Source organism: Kitasatospora sp. NPDC101108 (assembly GCF_055584725.1).
This window is the reverse complement of the sequence record NZ_JBVJLM010000006.1, coordinates 318,863-336,942: the sequence shown is the minus strand read 5'-3', so window position 1 is coordinate 336,942 and position 18,080 is coordinate 318,863. Positions and strand designations below refer to the sequence as shown.

Genomic DNA, 18,080 nt, shown 5'->3' with positions numbered 1-18,080 from the left:
GACGCCCGTCTCGTCCTCCGCGTCGGGCTCCTCCAGCTCGCTCCAGTGCGGCACCCGGCCGCGCGCCCAGGCGTCCCCCTCACCGCTGGCGGGGCCGCCGCCGTACGGGCCCACCCCGGTCAGCCCCGGTTCCGGGAGGCGAAGGCGTCGAAGGACGCCGGGGCGCCCTCGGCGCGGGCCGGGGTGGTGAGCTTCTGGCCGACCTGCTGCACCAGGGTGTGCATGGCGACGGACATCACCTCGGCGTCCACCTCCTGGGAGGCGACCACGGCCAGGTGGGTGCCCTGGGCGGCGGCGATGACGAACAGCCAGCACTCGGCGAGCTCGACGATCACCTGGTGCACTGGCCCGCCGTCGAACAGCTGGCCGACGCCGCGGGCGAGCGACTGCTGTCCGGTGGCCACGGCGGCGAGGCGCTCGGCGTCGGCCCGCTCGATGCTGCGGGAGTGGCTGACCACGAGGCCGTCGTCGGAGAGCAGCACGGCGTTGCGGGTCCCGGGCACCGAGTCGACGAGTCCGTCCAGCAGCCAGTCCAGGTCCTGGTGGGTGGCGGTCGTGCGGTTCATGACTGGTCATCCGTTCGTGTGGTTCGGGGTTCCGCGGCCGGCAGCGCCCAGGGGGAGGGGGCGGACGCGGAGGCTGGGGGGCCGGCGGGCAGAGCGGGGGGAGCGGGGGGAGCCGGCGGCGTGGCGGGGGCGGGCAGCGGGTGTTCGCCGCTGTCCTGGGCCCGGGCGGCGCGGGACTGGCGCTGGAAGGCGCCGATGGTGGCGCCCGAGCGCCGGACGGGACGCCCGTCGCCGGGCCGTGCGGGCTGGTGGAGCGGGCCGCCGGCGGGTTGTCCGGCGCTCGGGTCGACCCACCGGGCCGGCGGCGGCACCCGCAGCTCGGCGGCCAGGCTGGCCTGCCGGACGCGCTGCGGCAGCGGCGGCTGCCCGCCCTCGACTGGGGTCACCGGTACGGCGGAGGGGTACACGCGCCCCCGGCGCCGCTCGGCCAGCCGGTAGTGGTCGGCCGGGCGGTACTGCTCGTCGGCGTACGGGGCCTCGGCCTCGGTGACCCGGGCGTAGGCGATGTCCGGGTAGGCGGGGGTGGGGGCGTCCGGCGCGGGGGCGTCGGGAACGGAGGCCGGTGCGGCGCCCGTGCCGTGCGGCGCGACGGCCGGGGTGTCCGGGAGGGCGGGCGCGCCGTACCCGGGCGGGGTGGCCGAGTACACCGGCGGCGGGTCGGCGGGGGAGCTGTGCTGGATCGGCTGCTCGGCGGAGCCGGGCTGGAACGGCCGCTCCTGGTAGGGCTGTTCCTGGTCCGGCTGCTCCTGCTGGTACGGCTGTTCCTGCTGGTACGCCGGGTCCTGCCGGTACGGCGGCTCCTGCTGGTACGCCGGCTCCTGCTGGTACGCCGGGTCCTGGAACGCCGTGGCGACGCACCCGACCGGCCTGCTGCCTTCAACGGTCCCGGTGCCCCCGTAGGACCCGGCCTGCCCGAACGCCTCCACCGGCGCGACCGGCGGCGCGAGCGGCCCCACCGGCTGCGGGGCCTCGTCGGAGGCGGAGCGCACCGCCCGGCGTGAGCGCCGGACCAGCGGGATCGGCTCGGCGGGCGCGGTGTCCGGCAGCCCGGCGTCGCCGTCGATGACCAGCTCGTCCGGCACGAGCACGACGACCCGGGTGCCGCCGAAGGCGGACGGCCGGAACTCGATCTTCAGGCCGGTGAGCGCGGCGAGCCGGGCGACCACGTAGAAGCCGAGCCGGATGTCGTCGGCCCGGGCGAGCACGTCGGTGCGCGGCGGGCGGCTCATCAGTTCGTTGGCCGCGTCGTACTGTTCCGGGTCCATGCCGAGGCCGCGGTCCTCGATCTCGACCGCGAGCCCGCGTCCGACCATGGCGGCCCGGACCTCGACCGGGGTGGGCGGCTTGGAGAAGGTGGTGGCGTTCTCCATCAGTTCGGCGAGCACGTGGGCGACCGGCCCGACGGCCCGCTCGGAGAGCCACGGGTGGCCCTCGACGTCGATCACGATCCGCCGGTAGTCCTGCACCTCGCCCTGGGCGGAGCGCAGCACGTCCAGCAGCGGTACGGGCTTGCGCCAGCGCCGCTGCGGCTGGCCGCCGGCCATGATGACGAGGTTCTCCTCGTAGCGGCGCAGTCGAGCGGTGAGGTGGTCGAGGTCGAACAGGCCCTCCAGGACCTGCGGGTCCTCGTGCTTGCGTTCCAGCTCGTCGAGCTTGCGCAGCTGACGTCCGATCAGCAGCTGGGTGCGGCGGGCGATGCGCTGGAGGAGGCGTTCGAAGCCGCGGTGCTGTTCGGCCTGCCGGACGGCGGCTGCCAGGGCGGCGGAGCGGGCCAGGTTGAGGGCCTGGCCGAGGCGGGCGAGTTCGTCGGTGCCGTTGCCGTGCTCGCCGGCAGTGACCTCCCGGCTCTCGGCCCCGGCGTCGACCTGTTCGCCGCAGCCGAGGCGCTCGACCACCTCGGGCAGGGTGCGCTCCATCTCCTCGGCCTGGCTCCGGAGTTCCTTGATCCGGCGGCGCAGCGAGCGGCTGATCCGCCAGGAGGCGATGACCACCGCGACGACGGTGATCAGGCCGATGACGGTGGTCAGCACGACGCGGGTGAGCAGGTCGAGGATGGTGCCCTTGCCGACCTCGACGATGGCGCCGGTGCGGGTCTCGATCGCCTTGACCAGCTGGGGATTGAGCTGGTCGACGGCCTGACGCCACTGGTCCTGGGCGGCCGGCAGTCTGACCGTGCCGTTGGACTCGGCGGCGGTGGGCCGGGTGAGCTGCTGCTCGACGGCGGCCTTGGCCTGCCAGGCGGGGCCGTTCATCAGGTCGCGCCAGGCGGCCGCCTCCCCGTCCGGGACGTACGGGACGACCTGGACGGTGAACAGGTGGTCCTCGGCGCCGATCAGCTGCTGGACCTGCTGGTAGTCGGCGGTGCTGAGCCGGCCGCCGGCCCAGCCGCGGGCCAGTACGGCGTCCTCGCGGGCCAGCATCTCCTTGGCCCAGAAGGAGTTGACCAGGGTCTTGGACACCCAGGTGACCTCGCCCGCGTCCACGTGGCTGAGCGCGGTGAACAGCCGCAGGTCGACGGCGATCAGGTCGGTGTAGTACGTGAAGACGGTCTGCTGGTCGACCGAGCCCTTGTCGACGGCGGCGCGCTGTTCGGCGAGCCTGCCCATCGCCTGCCGGGCCTCGGCGACGGCGCTGCGGACGTCGCCGGGGGCGTTCTCGGTGCTCTCCCCGGAGAGGGCCTGGAACTGGCGCACCGCGTCGTCGGTCAACTGCCGTTGGTGGCGCAGCTGGTCGGTGTTGGCGCCGGGTCGGGCGAGCGCCTCGGCGCTGAGCCGGCGCTCCTCCTGGAGGTTGTAGTAGACGATGTTGGACGGCTGGCCGGCCTTCTGGGCGAGCATGCCCTGGGCGGCCTGGCGCTGGAAGTCGAAGACGGTTTCGCCGCTGGTCACGGCCCAGAGGGCGACCAGGGCGAGGCTGGGGACGACGGCCAGGACGAGCAGCGCCGACCGCAGGGACAGGCGTGGACGCCTGCGGGGGCCCGTCGGCGTCGGGGGCCGCCGATTCGCACGCGCGCGCAGAGCAGACTCCTTGGGGCTGGCGGCCGGCCGGTGAAGGGCGGGCCGTCCGGGCACGGGCTTTTGACGAAGCGATATTAGTCATACCGTGTGATTGGAGTGAAAGCCCGTTCGCCGCCTCGGCCGTACTTGTCCACGAATCGGACACAATGTCACTCGCGCGTTGACGGTTTGTGTCCGAAGCGGCCGGGTGTTGTCCAGCCTGACACAGTGTCGGCCCGGCTCCCGACTGCCGGATGACCGCTGTGTGAAAACTGTGTGACGCTCCATCAGGTCCGTCGTCCAGTCGCCCCGGCCGGGGCGCTCAGGGGCTGAGCAGCCGCGACCGGGTCGACTCCAACTCCGCCGCCAGCACCCGCCCGGCCGCCGCCGGATCGCCGTCGTGCAGCGCCCGGACGAGCTCGGCGTGCGAGGCGTAGCCCTGGTTCGGATCGCCCTCGCGCAGGCCGAACAGGCCCACCAGGGCGACCAGGTGCTCCCGCAGGACCGGGGCGAACTGGGCGAACAGGTCGTCCAGCACGGGGTTGTGGGCGGCGGCCACCACCGCCGTGTGCAGCGCGATGTCGGCGTCCACGAAGGCGGTGTCGTCCGCCCCGCCCGCCGCCAGGCGCGCGGCCAGCGCGGCGTCCACGGCGGCGAGGTCCGCCGCCGTACGGCGCTCGGCCGCCAGCCGGGCCGCCTGCACCTCGACCATCGTGCGCACCTCGTAGACGTGCGCCAGCTCGGCGGCGCGCAGCCGGGTGGTCCAGTCCCCGGCGGCCGGGCGGTCGGCCGTCACGAACACCCCGGAGCCCTGGCGGCTGTGCACCATCCCGGCCGCGGCGAGCGTGCGCAGCGCCTCCCGGACGGTCGAGCGTCCGACGCCCAGCTCCTTGGCGAGCGCCACCTCGCCGGGCAGCTTGCCGCCGACCGGCCACTCCCCGGACCGGATCCGGTCCTCGATCAGGGTGGCGGCCTGTTCGGCGAGGGGGGAGGGGCGGAGCGGGGGCATCGTCGTCACCTGTCAGGTTGTCTGAGTACTTCTGTCGTGGTTACTCTACCCGGCATGCAGCCGTGGAGCGCTCTCCTTCTTGGTGGCCGCAGCGGGGCGTGACCGGACCGGCACCCCGCTGCGGGGCGCCGTCCTGCCGGTCTCCGGACCCGAGTTGAGGACATCCCGATGCGATTCCCGACCCTGCACGCCCCCGCCGACCCCGTCCCGGCCGACGCCCCCGCCTGGAACCCCCAGCGCGGCGGCGCCATGCCCTCCCACCGCTACCGCCCCGCCCACGAGCGGGTGCACGTCCCCGCGCTGCTGCGCCGCTGGCCCGGCCGCCGGATCGAGCGGGCCCCGCTGTGGGTGCCCGTCGACCTGCGGGACGGCAACCAGGCGCTCGCCGAACCGATGGACCCGGCGCGCAAGCAGCGGATGTTCGACCTGTTCCTGGCCATGGGCTTCAAGGAGATCGAGGTCGGCTACCCCTCCGCCAGCCGCACCGACTTCGACTTCGTCCGCCGGCTCGCCGAGCAGCCCGGGGCGGTGCCGGAGGACGTCACCGCCGTCGTCTTCACCGCCGCCCGGGCCGACCTCATCGACCGCACCTTCGAGGCCGTCGAGGGCCTGCCGAACGTCGTCGTCCACCTCTACACCGCCACCGCGCCGCTGTGGCGGGACGTCGTCCTGGGCAAGGACCGGGACGAACTGCGGGCGCTGATCACGGCGGCGGCCGAGCGGATGGCCCGGCTGGCGGAGGGGCGGGACGGCCTGCGCTTCCAGTTCTCGCCCGAGGTGTTCAACCTGACCGAGCCGGACTACGTGCTGGAGGTCTGCAACGGCCTCACCGAGCTGTGGGACGCCTCCCCCGACCGGCCGGTGATCCACAACCTGCCGGCCACCGTCGAGACCGCCACCCCCAACGTGTACGCCGACCAGATCGAGTACGTCGACCGGCACCTGGACCGGCGGGACGCGGTGATCCTCTCCGTCCACCCCCACAACGACCGCGGCACCGGCGTCGCCTGCGCCGAACTCGCGGTGCTGGCCGGCGCCCAGCGGGTCGAGGGCTGCCTGTTCGGCAACGGCGAGCGCACCGGCAACGTCGACCTGGTGACCCTGGCGCTCAACCTCCACACCCAGGGCGTCGACCCGATGCTCGACCTCTCCGACATCGACGGGATCCGGCGCACCGTCGAACACTGCAACCGGCTGCCGGTGCACGAACGGCACCCGTACGTCGGCGACCTGGTGCACACCGCCTTCTCCGGCACCCACCAGGACGCCATCAAGAAGGGCTTCGCCCAGCACGCCAGGACCGCCGCCGAACTCGGCCTGCCCGAACGGGAGGCGCCCTGGTCGGTGCCGTACCTGCCGATCGACCCGGCCGACCTCGGGCGCGACTACGAGGCGGTGATCCGGGTCAACAGCCAGTCCGGCAAGGGCGGGATCGCCTACCTGCTGCAGACCGGCGCCGGGCTCGAACTGCCCCGGCGGCTGCAGATCGAGTTCGCCCGGGTGGTGCAGGAGGCGACGGACGACAGCGGGCTGGAGGTCACCGGCGAGGAGCTGTACCGGCTGTTCCGGGCCGAGTACCTGGACCCGGGGACCGGGCGGGAGTGGCGGGTCGGCGACGACTGGGCCGAGGTGGACGGCCGCCGGGGCACCGGCGCCGGGCCGGTGGACGCGGTGGCGGCGGCGGTGGGGGTGGAGATCCTCTCGTTCAGCGAGCACAAGGTCGGCGGCAGCTCCGACGCGGTCGCGTACGTGGAGGGCCGGATCGACGGTGAGGTGGTCCGGGGCGTCGGGCGGGACGCCTCGGTGCTCACGGCGGGCGTACGGGCGGTGCTGAGCGCCGCCGGGCGGGCCGGCTCCTCAGGGCGGGCCGGGGCCGGGCGCGCTGGCTCCTCCGGGCGGGCCACCTCCGGGCGGGTCACCTCCGGGCCGGGAAGGGCATGATGGGGCGATGAGTCCATCCCTTCCCGTGCGCAGCCTCGCGGTCGCCGAGGCGCTGGCGGCGGCCGGCGTCGCCGGTGAGATCGTCGTCCTCCCCGACTCCGCCAGGACCGCGGCCGAGGCCGCCGCCGCCCTCGGCTGCGAGGTCGGCGCGATCGCCAACAGCCTGGTCTTCAGCTGCGACGGCGAGCCGCTGCTGGTGATGACCAGCGGCGCCCACCGGGTCGACACCGCCTTCCTGGCCGGGCAGTTGGGCGTGGGCGAGATCACCCGGGCCTCCGCCGCCCAGGTCCGCGAGGCCACCGGCCAGGCCATCGGCGGCGTCGCCCCCACCGGCCACCCGACGCCGCTGCGCACGGTCGTCGACACCGCGCTGCGGCAGTACGAGGTGCTGTGGGCGGCGGCCGGGCACCCGCACACCGTGGTGCCGATGACGTACGAGGAACTGCTGCGGGTCACCGGCGGCGCGCAGAGTGCCGTGGTGCCGACGGACTGAGCCGCTCCGCGTCGTGCTTCGGGGCTGCGGTTCAGGACTGCGGTTCGGGGTCGTTGCGGGTTCGGGACGTCCCTGGGGCGAGGTCACCGTCCCAGGGACGCCGGGAACGCCAGAGGGACGCCGTCCGGCTCTCCTGGCGTCTCCCCTCGGCGGCCGGTGCGGCGGACGGGCAACCCTCCCGCGCCCGTGCCTCCCCACCCCTCTCCCGCGCCAGTCCCACCAGTGAGGAACCGTCATGAAACGCATCCCGGCCCGTAGCCCGTAGCCCGCAGCCCGTTGTCATGGCTGTGGGCTGCCGCTCGTCCCAGGACCTCTTCGGGTACTCCCTCGAAGGCCATGTGCAGTCGGAGTGGCCCCAGATCGGCCTGAGCGGCAGCTCGGACGAGGCCGACACGGTGGCCGACATCCTCGCTACGAAGACACCGCAGCCCGGTCGGACTCGCTGCGCAGCACGCAGAACTCGTTGCCCTCCGGATCGGCGAGCACCGCCCACCCCGAGCCGTCGGGGTTCCGCAGATCGCTGACCATCGTCGCCCCGAGCCCCAGCAGTCGATCAACCTCCTCCTCACGCGAGGTCTGCGGCCGCAGGCACAGGTGGACCCGGTTCTTGACCGTCTTCGGTTCCGGCACCTGGTTGAAGTACAGGACCGGCCCGTCCGTCAGCGACACCGCGACCTCCCGGTCCCCCGGCCCGTCCTCCGGGTCCAGCGGACGGCCGGTCACCCGGCTCCAGAAGAGGGCCAGTTCATAGGCGTCCGCGCAGTCGATCGCCACGTTCTGCAATACCGAGACCATGAGCCCGAGCCTTCCCGATTTCCGCTCCGGACGCCACCGCCTTTCCGGACGCCGCCGACCTGCCGGTTGCCGCCGTCCGAGCGACGACACCGGACTCGACGAGCACCTCGGGGACGCTCGCTGTCGCCCGTCGCCCGTCGCCCCAGTCGCGACTACAGGGCGGTGCGGTACGCCTCCAACCGCTCGGCCAGTTCCCTCGGGTGGCCGAGCATCGGCATGTGGTCGCCGGGCATCTCGTCGGGCCGGAAGCCGAGGCGCTCGGCCACCACCCGCCGCATGAACTCCACCGGGAAGAACCGGTCGTCGGCGGACAGCAGGGCCCTGGTCGGTACCTTGGGCCAGCCGGTCAGTGGCCACGGCCGGTCGAACGGCGTGGCGGCCTGTTCCCGCTGGTGGTCGGCGAGCAGTTCGGCGGCGAGGGCGGCCGGGGTGTCGTGGAGGTAGAAGGAGACCGGGTCCTCCTCGGTGCCTTCGGGGACGCCCCGGCGCCGGTCGGCCTCCTGGCGCGCCGGCCCGTATCCGGTGTTGTCCCACCACCGGGCCGGCGACTCGCCCGGTGCCGGAACCTGTGCCTGGAGCATCACCAGCAGGTCGACCGGCACCCGGTCGCACACCAGCGGCCCGGTGAATCCACCGAACGAGTGGGCGACGACAACGAGTTGGGAGCGGCCGCCGACCGCCTCGACCACCGTGTCCGCGTACTCCGCGAGCCCGGCCGACTCGTCGTCGCAGGGCAGGTCCGGCGCCACCACCTCGTGCCCCCGGTCGCGCAACTCGGCGGCCAGTGGCCCCCAGTACCACGCGTCGGCCGCCGCGCCGTGGATCAGTACGTACGTCGCCACCGTGCACCACCTCCGTCGTCCGGAACTCGCCGCTCGCAACCTACTCGGCCGCGGTGACAGCCGCCGGTCCTCCCGGTTCGTCGGCGCGTCCTTCGCCGGCTCGCTGCGGCGCGGGTCGTTCGCCGGGGCCGACCCGGAGCCGTGACCTCCCCCGGGCGGGGGAGCCGGTCCGTTCGCAGGGCGGAGGTGGAACCCCGGCCGGACTGCGATCTTCGAATCGGCAAGGCACCGCACCGATCGGACCCCGGACCGGGAGGACCCCCCATGACCGCTCGCGCCACCCCGGCAAGGCTGCACGGCCGCACTGCGGCGGGTGTACCCCGCTGGGCGGTGTGGGCCGCGTACGCGACCTCTCTGACCGTGCTACCCGCCGGCCTCTGGCGGATCCTGAGCGTCGACCTGCGGTTACCGCTGATGGAGGCCCCGGCCGACGGCCGGCCACCGCCGGACTGGTTCGGCGCCGAGTGGTGGTACGTCATCGCGCTGAGCCTGGTCAGCGAGGCCCTGGCGTTCCTGGCGGTCGGCCTGGTCAGCGAGTGGGGCGAGGTGTGGCCCCGGTGGGTCCCCCGGCTGGGCGGCCGACCGGTTCCGATCCTCGCCGCGGTCATCCCGGCCGGCCTCGGCGCGACCGTCAACACCCTGCTCTGGCCCTACTCGATGACCATGATCAGCCTCGGACGCACGGTGACGGGCGAGGTCAACCCACGGGCGGGCGCCCAGGGCTGGCAGGCCGTGGTCTTCTACGGCGCGTACTGGCCGCTCGCCCTCTGGGGGCCGCTGCTCGGCCTGCTCACCGTGCACTACTACCGTCGTCGCCGCCGCGCCGCCGACTCCGCGGCGGCGGTGCTGCGGCCAACCCGACGGCGCGCCGTCCGTCCTGCCGATGCGGGCTGAAGCAGGATTCGTTGGACGTGATGGCGGCAGTTGCTCAGGACGGCCGCATGACCATCGCCTCCGCCATCGCCTCCGCCATCGCCTCCGCCCTCGGCTCGTTCGGCGTCGTGGCGGGCATGCTGACCGTCATGCCGGGACCGGACACCGCTCCGGTGCTGCGTTCCGCCGTCACCCTCGGCCGCGGCGCCTCGGCGCTGTTCACGGCGTCCTGTGCTGCTGTACGACGCGGTCGGTGTGGCCGGTGCCGGGTACCTGGCGTGGCTGGGACGGCACGGTCCGCCGGACGCACAGGGAACGCGGCCGGTCTGCGGCGGGTGACACCTGACTACGGGCGCGGGAGTGGCGCGAGGAGTGGGAAGTCGGCCCGGCCGACTTCCCACTCCTCCTCGGCGTCCTCGGCCTGAGGCGCGCCGCCTCGGGGCGCTACCCGAGGAGGGTGCCCGGGTCGGTGCCGGTCAGGTCGCGGCTGGCGTCCCACAGGCGGGCCGCGACGGTGGGGTCGGTGAGGTTGGCCCACACCGGTTCGAGGTGGGGCTCGCCGCGCAGGCCGAAGGCACGCGGCCCCCACAGCTGGCCGCCGCGTACGGCCGGGTCCAGCACCGCCCGGACGGCGGGCCAGGCGCCGGCGTGCTTGCCCTGGAGGAGGAGGCCTGCGGGTGCGGCGCCCAGGCGTGCGGTGGTGGTCCGCACATGGACCGGCGGGCGGGAGGGGGTCAGGGAGTCCAGCGCGCCGCCGGGGTGGACCACCACGCTCGCCACCGTGCTGGCGGCGGTGTTGCCGGCGGTGCTGCCGGCCGCGCGGAGTCGGCGGTCGAGTTCGAGGCCGAAGTGCATCTGGGCGAGCTTGGAGCGTCCGTAGGTGCGCTTGGGCCGGTAGTCCTTCCGGGACTGGAGGTCGTCCAGGTCGAGGCGCTCGGACTTCGCCGCGAAGCTGCCCATGGTGACGACGCGGGCCGCCGGGGCGGCGGACAGCAGTGGCATCAGCCAGTGGGTCAGGGCGAAGTGCCCGAGATGGTTCGTGCCGAACATCAGCTCGTGACCGTCCCCGGTCTCCTGACGCGGCGGGTCGTCGAGCGCCACGCCCGCGTTGTGGACCACGGCGTCCAGGCGGTCCACCCCCAGTGCGTCCGGAACCGTCCGCAGCGAGGAGAGGTCGGCGACGTCCAGCCGTACGGCGCGCAGCCGCGCACCGGGGACGCGGGCCCGGATCGAGGCCATGGCGTTCTCGGCCTTCGCGGGGTTCCGACTGCCGAGCACGACGGTCGCCCCGGTCGCCGCCAGCTGCTCCGCGACGAAGTACCCGATCCCGGCGTTGCCGCCGGTGACCAGGAAGATGCTGCCGTCGGCGCGCGGCAGCCGTCGGACGTTCCAGGGCGGGGTGGGGGATGCGGACGACATGGCGGCGGGACTCCCTTGCTGGTCAGGACGGCTGCGGCTGCCCGTGGGCGGCTCGGAACCGACGATTCCGGCAGCCGCCTGCACGCCGCTCACAGATCACTGCCAGCCCTGCCAGGAGGCCGGCATCCCGCCGACAGGGCCGGAGGGCGCGCTCAGGACGGCGCGCTGAGCACGGCGCGCTGAGGAGGGCCCGCTCAGGACGGCGCGCTCAGAACCAGTACGGTTCGCCGATGATCTGCGCGCCCGCCCGGGCGGCGAGCCAGGCCGCGTGTTCCTCCTCGTAGGAGTGGAGGTAGACGACGTGGTCCGGCGTCCACGGGTTGTCGAGGTCGTCGGCCTCGTGGTGGGTGTTCACCTGGAGGTGCGCATGCCTGCGGGTCCACGGGAGTCCGAGCTCCGGGCACCCCGGCCACTCCAGATCGCCCCAGTGGACCTGCATCCGGTCGTGGACGCGCAGCGCCGAGGTCACGGCCCTCCGCGCGTGCTGCCGGGTGGGGAGTTCGAGGTCGACGGTGTAGAGGTCCGCGTACGGGAGGGGGGCGTCGCCCGGGGTTTCCGCGTCCTTCCTGATCTGCTCGTGGACCTTCGCCTCGGGAACCGCTGCCAGCAACTGCCGGAGGTGTCCCCGGCTCGACACCTTGGCCCGGAGCTCGGTGCCACCGTGGGCGGCCACCTCACCCAGCGCGAGGAGCCGGTCGGTGAGCGAGAAGACCGCATCGAGATCGGGGGTGCGGAGCAGGGGAAACGCGAGGTTGTGCGACATGGGCGTCAGTACTACCGCCCAGGTCGTTGGAGCACCATCTGATTTCCGGCCGGGCGTTCACGGTGGCTGTGGTTACTGCGCCTCGCCTGTAGTTACGACAGGTGTAGTTACGACAGCTGTAGTTACTGCTGTTGTAGTTACTGCGGGCGTAGTAACTACAACCGCAGTCCCGCCAGTTCCTCCGCCGACAGCGCCAGCCCGGCCGCCGCCGCCGAGTCGCGGATGGAGGCGGGCCGACGGGCGCCGGGGATCGGCAGGACGGCCGGGGACTGCGCCAGGTGCCAGGCGAGGCAGACCTGCTGCGGGCTGACGCCCCGGGTGCGGGCCAGGGCGTGGAACGGGGTGTCCGTCGCGGGTGCGCCGCTGCCCGGGTCGTCCACGGCGCTCAGCGAGATGCCGCCGAGCGGGCTCCAGGGGAGGAAGGCGAGGCCGAGCCCGGTGCACAGGTCGAGGGTGTCGCGGGTGGCGGTGTACGCAGGGGAGAAACGGTTCTGCACGGAGACGAGACGCGGACCGAGGATCTCCCGTGCGGTCCGGATCTGCTCGCAGTCCACGTTGGAGAGGCCGACCATCCGGATGGTGCCCGCCTCGGCCAGCTCCTGCAGCGCGCCGACGGACTCGGCGAACGGGACGGCCGGGTCCGGCTTGTGCAACTGGTAGAGGTCGATCGCCTCGACGCCGAGCCGGGCGGCCGAGGCCTGGGCGGCCCGGCGCAGGTGACGCGGGTCGCCGTCGACCGTCCAGCTGCCGTCGCCGGGACGGCCCCGGCCGCCCTTGGTCGCCACCAGGACGCCGCCCGCGCCACGCCCGTGAGCCGCCAGGGCGCGGGCGATCAGGTGCTCGTTGTGGCCGACCTCGTCCGCGTGCCAGTGGTAGGAGTCGGCCGTGTCGATCAGCGTCACGCCCGCGTCCAGGGCGGCGTGGACGGTGGCGACCGCCTGCTCCTCGTCGGGGCGGCCCTCGACGGACAGCGGCATCGCACCGAGGCCGATGGCACTGACGGTGAACTCGCCGATGGTGCGGGTGAGGGCGGTCGCCCGGGCGGTGGCGGTCATGCGTGGACCTCCTTGACGGCCTGGGGCAGCCAGTCGGTGACGGCGGAGAAGCGGAAGCCCAGGCGGGCCGACCGCCCGGTGTCCATCGCGTAGCAGCGGTCGAAGGAGAACGGGGAGGGAGGCTCGCCCCCTCCTGTGGTCAGCCGGGGCTCGGTGCCGGTCGCCAGGCCCACCGCTGCACACAACTCCCGTGCGTCCAGGGATCCTTGCGAGGCCGCGTTGACCGGTCCGGTGAAGTCGGCCCCGGCGGTCCAGGCCAGGAAGCGGGCGATCTCCGCCGCGTGGACGAAGGACGCGCGCTGCGGTGCGGCGTGGACGGCCACCGGCAGGCCGCGTCCGATCCGGTCCACGTAGTGGGCCAGCCGCCCGGTGAAGTCGGCGCCGCCGAGGACGTGCGCCGTGCGGACGGTGACGAGGTCGAAGGCTGCCTGCCGGGTGAGCAGTGCCTCCGCCTGGCGCTTGCCCTCGGCGTAGTGGTCGGCGACGAACTGGGTGTCACTCCAGGGGAGTTGCAGATCCACCGGCTCGGCCGGCAGGTCGAGCGCCGATTCGGTGAGCGGCGGGCCGCCGGGCCGGCCGAGGTGGGCGTAGACCTCGACGGAGGAGGTGAGCACGTAGCGCGGGGTGCGGTCGGCGAACACCCGGGCGGCGACGGCCGCCTGGACGGGCGTGTAGCAGACCTGGTCGACGACGGCGTCGAAGTGCCGGTCGGCGAGCGCGGCGCGCAGCGCGGCCTCGTCGTCCCGGTCGGCCCGCAGGTGGGTCACCCCGTGCGGGGCGGGGGTCGAGCCGCGGTTGACGACGGTCACCGCCGCACCCGCGTCGCGGAGTTCCTCGACCACCCGCCTGCCGAAGTAACGGCTCCCGCCGATCACACACACGTCCACGCCCTCGATCCCTTCCCGTCGCTTCCGATGGGGACAGCCTGCCGTGGGCCGGTCGCCAGCAGTAGTGTCGAGATCGGCGGCTCATCATTAGGAGAACTGTTGATCGACGTCCAGCGACTGGCGGTACTACGGGAAGTCTCCCGCCGCGGCAGCTTCAACCAGGCGGCCCTGGCGCTGCACTGCACTCCCTCGGCCGTCTCCCAGCAGGTCGCCGCACTCGAACGCGGCCTCGGTGCGCCCGTGGTGGAGCGCTCCACCCGTGGCGTCACGCTCACCGACGCGGGCCGGCTGCTGGTCGAGGCCGCCGACGCCATCGCCGCCGAACTCACCGACACCCAGCAGCGCATCGCCCGGCTCACCGCCGAGCGGACCACCCTGACCGTCGCCACCTTCGCCAGCGGCGGACGACGACTGCTGCCCGCAGCGCTCGCCGGCTTCGCCGCCGACCACCCGGAGGTGGAACTGACCATCCTGGAGGCGGAACCGGAGGACAGCCTGCCCGCCGTCCGGGAGGGACGCGCCGACCTCGCCCTCGCCTACCACCTCGAAGGCCCGCCGCCCGCCCGGCCCGGTGACCGCTCCGGGCTGGACTGGACCCGGCTCGGCGAGGATCCGCTGCGCGTGGTGCTTCCGCGCCACCACCCCGCCGCCGCCCGCTACCGGGCCCGCCCCGAGGCGCCGCACCTGGCCGAACTCGCCGACCAGCGCTGGATCCTGGGCTGCCGCAAGTCCGCCGGCCAGCTCGCCCGCTACGCCGACCTGGCCGGCGTCGAGCTGCGGATCTCGTGCACGGCGACGGACTACGAGTTCGCCCAGTCCCTGGTCCGCGCCGGGATCGGCATCGCGCTGATCCCCGAGATCGGCCTGGCCAGGCACCCGGAACTGGTCGCCCTCCCACTGGCCGAACCCAGCCCCCGCCGCCACCTCGGGCTGGCCCTCGCCCGCCGCCGCCGCGGACGGGTCGCGCGGCTGGCGGAAGACCTGGCATCCCGGCTGGCCGGGGGAGCAGCAGGGTGCGAGGAGGCTGCTCCGGGCTCGAACCACCCTGACCCGACCGGTCGTTGATGAAGTCCACCCCCAGGTCCTCGCGGACCGCGGTCACGACCACGACAAGTACAGGCGTCCGGTGCGTGACCTCGTCATTCGGCCACTGATCGCGCGCCGCTGCACCGAGCATGGTTCCGGCCTGGGCGTCCATCGGTGGGTGGTCGAGCGCGCGTTCGCGCTCCTGCACCGCCTCCGCCGCCTGCGGATCCGCTGGGAGGTCCGCGCCGACATCCACGAGGCGCTCCTCAGCCTCGGACGCTCCCCCATCTGCCGGCTGAAGCTGCTCAGTTGGATCACGTCTCCCGCCGGGTGATCGGCCAGGGGATCTCCTGGAGAACATCCTCAGGAGTCGGCACCGCGTCCGGGTAGTGCTGGCGGATCTCCCGGAGTACCGAGGCATCCGCGGTGCAGAGGTCCCAACTCGTGCTGTCGAACTCCCGCAGCACCACCCTCAGCTCGTCCCCTGCGTACCCCGCGAAGTCCCCGTCGACAAACTGAACATCCGGCGCGACCAGGGCCAGTAGCTCCAGGGTGCCGATCCCGGCACCGGAGGAAGCCTTCTCGATCTCGGCGAACCTGGTGACCGGTTGAGCATCGTCGATCCACACCTTCCAAGTGAGACCGAGCCCAAAGCTCCCGAGGCGCACGAGGAGTTCCGCCAGCGTGACGTAGTACGGATTGGAGGCGCGGTCCTGCCCAGGAGGACGGTCACGCCAGGCCGCGAACGTGATCGACTGAAATGCCCCGGGGGACCCTGCCATCGATGCGGCTCCGTTCGCTTGCGAGGACCAGCGTGCTCTCACATCATGATCTTCCTCGACTGCAGCTGCCAGATCATTTTGAAACCGTCGGTCAGGTCTTCGTCGAGTCGGACCGGTCGACTTCCTGCTCCAGCCGCTCCAACCACTCCCACCGCTCCGACGGCTCCGACCGCTCCGACGGCTCCGACGGCTCCGACCGCTCCGACCCGCCGTGGAGCCCGAATCCACTGGCTCGGCGCCCGCCCGGCCGCCAGACTTCCCGTCATGCAGGCGATCGACGAACACATCGAGACCATGGCGGCCCGACTCGTGGACGTGCCGGGGGTGGTGGGCGTGATGCTCGGCGGAAGCCGGGCGCGCGGGGAGCACCGGCCGGAGTCCGACTGGGACCTCGGCCTCTACTCCGCGGCGAGCCCGACCTCGCCGCGCTGCGGGCGCTGGCCGGGCCGGGCGTGGAGGTGGCCGGTCCGGGCTGCTGGGGGCCGTGGGTGAACGGCGGGGCGTGGCTGCGCGTCGACGGGGTCGCCGTGGACTGGATCCTGCGGGACCTCGACCGGGTCGAGCGGGTGTGGGCGGACTGCCGGGCCGGCCGGTACGAGGTCGGGGTGCAGGCCGGTCACCCGCTGGGCTTCTGGTCGCCCTGCTACCCCGGCGAGGTCGCGCTCGGTCGCGTACTCGCCGATGCCACAGGGGAGTTGGCGGCCCTCCAGGCGCAGACCGCCCGGTATCCCGAGCCGCTGCGCGAGGCTCTGATGGGTGCGGCGTGGGAGGCGGAGTTCCTGGTCGGCGGCGCGGCGAAGGGCGCGGCCCGGGGCGACAGTCTGTACGTCGCGCTCTGCCTCTCCCGGGCGGTGGGCGTGCTGGTGCAGGCGCTGTACGCGCGGGACCGGCGCTGGTGTCTCAACGAGAAGGGCGCGCTGGCGGTTGCTGCCCAACTGCCGGGTGTGCCGGTGGACTTCGAGTCCAGGGTGGGTCAACTGCTGGGCGCGGCAGGGGAGTCTCCGGAGGCGCTGGCCGCGACGGTGGACCGGGCGCGGGTGCTGGTCGGAGAGGTGATGGCCGGCCTCCGCGGATGACGAGCGGATGGCGACACGCTCTTCCCGCCGGTCTCAACCTACAGCGCAAGGGGGCCCTTGCCGCAAGGCCCCGGTCGTCCCGCACAATCGTCCACTCCAAGGCGGGCCTTGGGTGGAACGGGAGGGATGACGACATGCGAGTGGTGCTGTCCACGTACGGGTCGCGCGGTGACGTCCAGCCGCTGGCGGGGCTCGCGGTGAAGCTGCGGGAGCTCGGCGCGCAGGTGCGGGTGTGCGCGCCGCCGGACGAGGAGTTCGCGCAGCGGCTGGCCGCCGCCGGCGTCGAGATGGTGCCGGTCGGGGACCCGGTGCGGGGGCTGGTCGGGGGAAGGCCGCCGGCGCCGGGGGACTTCCCCCGGCGGGTGGCCGCGCTGGCCGCGAAGTTCCACGAGGCGGTCGCCTCGGTCGCCGAACCGGGCGGCGCGGTGGTGGCCACCGGCTTGTTCCCGGCCGTGGCCGGTGCCCAGGCGGCGGCCGAGGTGGTGGGCGCCCGCTTCGTGTACGTCGCCCTCCAGCCGACCATGCTGCCCTCCCCGCACCACCGGCCGTTCGAGTACCCGAACCAGCCGTACCGGCCCGGGCTGACCGGCAACCGGGAGCTGTGGGAGGACAACGTCCGGACCATGAACGCGCTGTTCGGGGAGCAGGTCAACGCCCACCGGGCGTCGGTCGGCCTGCCGGCCGTGGACAACGTGCGCGACCACGTCTTCACCGACCGTCCCTGGCTGGCCACCGACCAGGTGCTCGGCCCCTGGCCGCAGCCCGCGGACCGCGAGGTCGTGCAGACCGGTGCCTGGCTGCTGGCGGACGGTAGCCCGCTGCCCGCCGAGCTGTCGGCGTTCCTGGAGGCGGGCGAGCCCCCGGTCTACGTGGGCTTCGGCAGCATGCCGCTGCACGGCGCCCCGGACGCCGCCCGCGTTGTCGTCGAGGCGGCCCGGGCGCAGGGGCGGCGGGTCGTGCTCGCCCGGGGCTGGGCGGAGCTGGCTCCGGCCGACGCCACGGACGACTGCTTCGCCGTCGGCGAGGTCAACCAGCAGGCCCTGTTCCCGCGGGTCGCCGCCGTCGTCCACCACGGCGGCGCGGGCACCGTCACCGCGGCCGCGCTGGCCGGCACCCCGCAGGTCGTGGTGCCGCAGATGGTGGACCAGCCGTACTGGGCCGAGCGCGTCGCCGAGTTGGGCATCGGAGCCGCCCACGAGGGGGCCGTCCCGACGGTCGAGTCGCTGACCGCGGCCCTCGGGCGGGCCCTGGCGCCGGACGTCGCCGCGCGGGCGGCGACCGTCGCGGGCGAGATCCGCACCGACGGCGCCGAACTGGCGGCGAAGCTGCTGCTGGGCCGACGCGCGGGCCTGCCGCACCCCGCACGCGCCGGCGCCGCGTCCATGGCCTGACCGAGGCCGGAGAACGGATGCGGCGCAGATCCAACAGGTGCGCAGGGTCAACCGCAAACGCACCGTCACCCAGCGCGTGGGCGTGCTCCGCGACCGGGAGCGGCGGGAGTGGGAAGTCGGCGCCACCGACTTCCCACTCCTCCGGCCCCGCCACGCGCCGCAGGGC

The 18,080-nt window shown here is 73.9% G+C and carries 15 protein-coding genes and 2 pseudogenes; 7 read left to right on the top strand and 10 right to left on the bottom strand.

Annotated elements, in window-relative coordinates; genetic code table 11:
• Positions 1-119: 119 nt before the first annotated feature.
• From ACZ6Z8_RS16835 to ACZ6Z8_RS16825, 3 genes are all read right to left on the bottom strand, one after another.
• Entirely contained in the window at positions 120-566 is a 447-nt protein-coding gene (locus tag ACZ6Z8_RS16835) for a roadblock/LC7 domain-containing protein (RefSeq protein ID WP_402815655.1), read from the bottom strand.
• Positions 563-3,454 (bottom strand): sensor histidine kinase, encoded by a 2,892-nt coding sequence (locus ACZ6Z8_RS16830; RefSeq protein WP_465610380.1) that lies wholly within the window; start codon positions 3,452-3,454, stop codon positions 563-565. Before ACZ6Z8_RS16830 ends, ACZ6Z8_RS16835 begins: the two co-directional genes overlap by 4 nt.
• Before the next feature lie 430 nt (positions 3,455-3,884).
• Positions 3,885-4,571: a FadR/GntR family transcriptional regulator gene (locus tag ACZ6Z8_RS16825; RefSeq protein ID WP_465610554.1), complete on the bottom strand. Its 687-nt coding sequence runs from the start codon at positions 4,569-4,571 to the stop codon at positions 3,885-3,887.
• Between the two features lie 168 nt (positions 4,572-4,739).
• On the opposite strand from ACZ6Z8_RS16825, the gene ACZ6Z8_RS16820 reads away from it, so the two are divergent.
• Positions 4,740-6,512, top strand: a complete 1,773-nt coding sequence (locus ACZ6Z8_RS16820; RefSeq protein WP_465610378.1) for a 2-isopropylmalate synthase — start codon at positions 4,740-4,742, stop codon at positions 6,510-6,512.
• 7 nt (positions 6,513-6,519) lie between these two features.
• A complete protein-coding gene (locus ACZ6Z8_RS16815; RefSeq protein WP_465610376.1) occupies positions 6,520-7,005 on the top strand; it encodes a YbaK/EbsC family protein in 486 nt (161 codons plus the stop codon).
• Positions 7,006-7,416: 411 nt separating this feature from the next.
• Here ACZ6Z8_RS16815 and ACZ6Z8_RS16810 read toward each other — a convergent pair whose 3' ends face one another.
• Positions 7,417-7,800 (bottom strand): VOC family protein, encoded by a 384-nt coding sequence (locus ACZ6Z8_RS16810; protein WP_465610374.1) that lies wholly within the window; start codon positions 7,798-7,800, stop codon positions 7,417-7,419.
• Positions 7,801-7,952: 152 nt separating this feature from the next.
• Positions 7,953-8,642, bottom strand: coding sequence for an alpha/beta fold hydrolase (locus ACZ6Z8_RS16805; RefSeq protein WP_465610372.1), 690 nt, complete (start codon positions 8,640-8,642; stop codon positions 7,953-7,955).
• 264 nt (positions 8,643-8,906) lie between these two features.
• Between ACZ6Z8_RS16805 and ACZ6Z8_RS16800 the strand changes: the two genes are divergently transcribed.
• A complete protein-coding gene (locus ACZ6Z8_RS16800) occupies positions 8,907-9,536 on the top strand; it encodes a hypothetical protein (protein ID WP_465610370.1) in 630 nt (209 codons plus the stop codon).
• A 423-nt stretch (positions 9,537-9,959) separates the two neighbouring features.
• On the opposite strand, the gene ACZ6Z8_RS16795 is transcribed toward ACZ6Z8_RS16800, so the two are convergent.
• The 4 genes from ACZ6Z8_RS16795 to ACZ6Z8_RS16780 form a co-directional block, all read right to left on the bottom strand.
• On the bottom strand, positions 9,960-10,934 hold the full coding sequence (locus ACZ6Z8_RS16795; protein ID WP_465610368.1) for an SDR family NAD(P)-dependent oxidoreductase: 975 nt from the start codon (positions 10,932-10,934) through the stop codon (positions 9,960-9,962).
• Positions 10,935-11,142: 208 nt separating this feature from the next.
• Complete coding sequence (locus ACZ6Z8_RS16790) at positions 11,143-11,697, bottom strand: hypothetical protein (protein ID WP_465610366.1); 555 nt, start codon at positions 11,695-11,697, stop codon at positions 11,143-11,145.
• A 155-nt stretch (positions 11,698-11,852) separates the two neighbouring features.
• A complete protein-coding gene (locus ACZ6Z8_RS16785) occupies positions 11,853-12,752 on the bottom strand; it encodes an aldo/keto reductase (RefSeq protein ID WP_465610364.1) in 900 nt (299 codons plus the stop codon).
• Positions 12,749-13,639: an NAD-dependent epimerase/dehydratase family protein gene (locus tag ACZ6Z8_RS16780; protein ID WP_465610363.1), complete on the bottom strand. Its 891-nt coding sequence runs from the start codon at positions 13,637-13,639 to the stop codon at positions 12,749-12,751. Before ACZ6Z8_RS16780 ends, ACZ6Z8_RS16785 begins: the two co-directional genes overlap by 4 nt.
• Before the next feature lie 99 nt (positions 13,640-13,738).
• On the opposite strand from ACZ6Z8_RS16780, the gene ACZ6Z8_RS16775 reads away from it, so the two are divergent.
• Positions 13,739-14,704 (top strand): LysR family transcriptional regulator, encoded by a 966-nt coding sequence (locus tag ACZ6Z8_RS16775; protein WP_465610361.1) that lies wholly within the window; start codon positions 13,739-13,741, stop codon positions 14,702-14,704.
• A 16-nt stretch (positions 14,705-14,720) separates the two neighbouring features.
• Positions 14,721-14,999: pseudogene (locus ACZ6Z8_RS16770) on the top strand (IS5/IS1182 family transposase); the annotation flags it as partial.
• Here the strand turns inward: ACZ6Z8_RS16770 and ACZ6Z8_RS16765 are convergent.
• On the bottom strand, positions 14,980-15,447 hold the full coding sequence (locus ACZ6Z8_RS16765) for a hypothetical protein (RefSeq protein WP_465610359.1): 468 nt from the start codon (positions 15,445-15,447) through the stop codon (positions 14,980-14,982). The pseudogene ACZ6Z8_RS16770 and the gene ACZ6Z8_RS16765 overlap by 20 nt on opposite strands.
• A 264-nt stretch (positions 15,448-15,711) precedes the next feature.
• Between ACZ6Z8_RS16765 and ACZ6Z8_RS16760 the strand changes: the two are divergent.
• A pseudogene (locus ACZ6Z8_RS16760) lies at positions 15,712-16,523 on the top strand (nucleotidyltransferase domain-containing protein).
• 134 nt (positions 16,524-16,657) lie between these two features.
• A complete protein-coding gene (locus ACZ6Z8_RS16755) occupies positions 16,658-17,914 on the top strand; it encodes a glycosyltransferase (RefSeq protein WP_465610357.1) in 1,257 nt (418 codons plus the stop codon).
• Positions 17,915-18,080 lie beyond the last annotated feature (166 nt).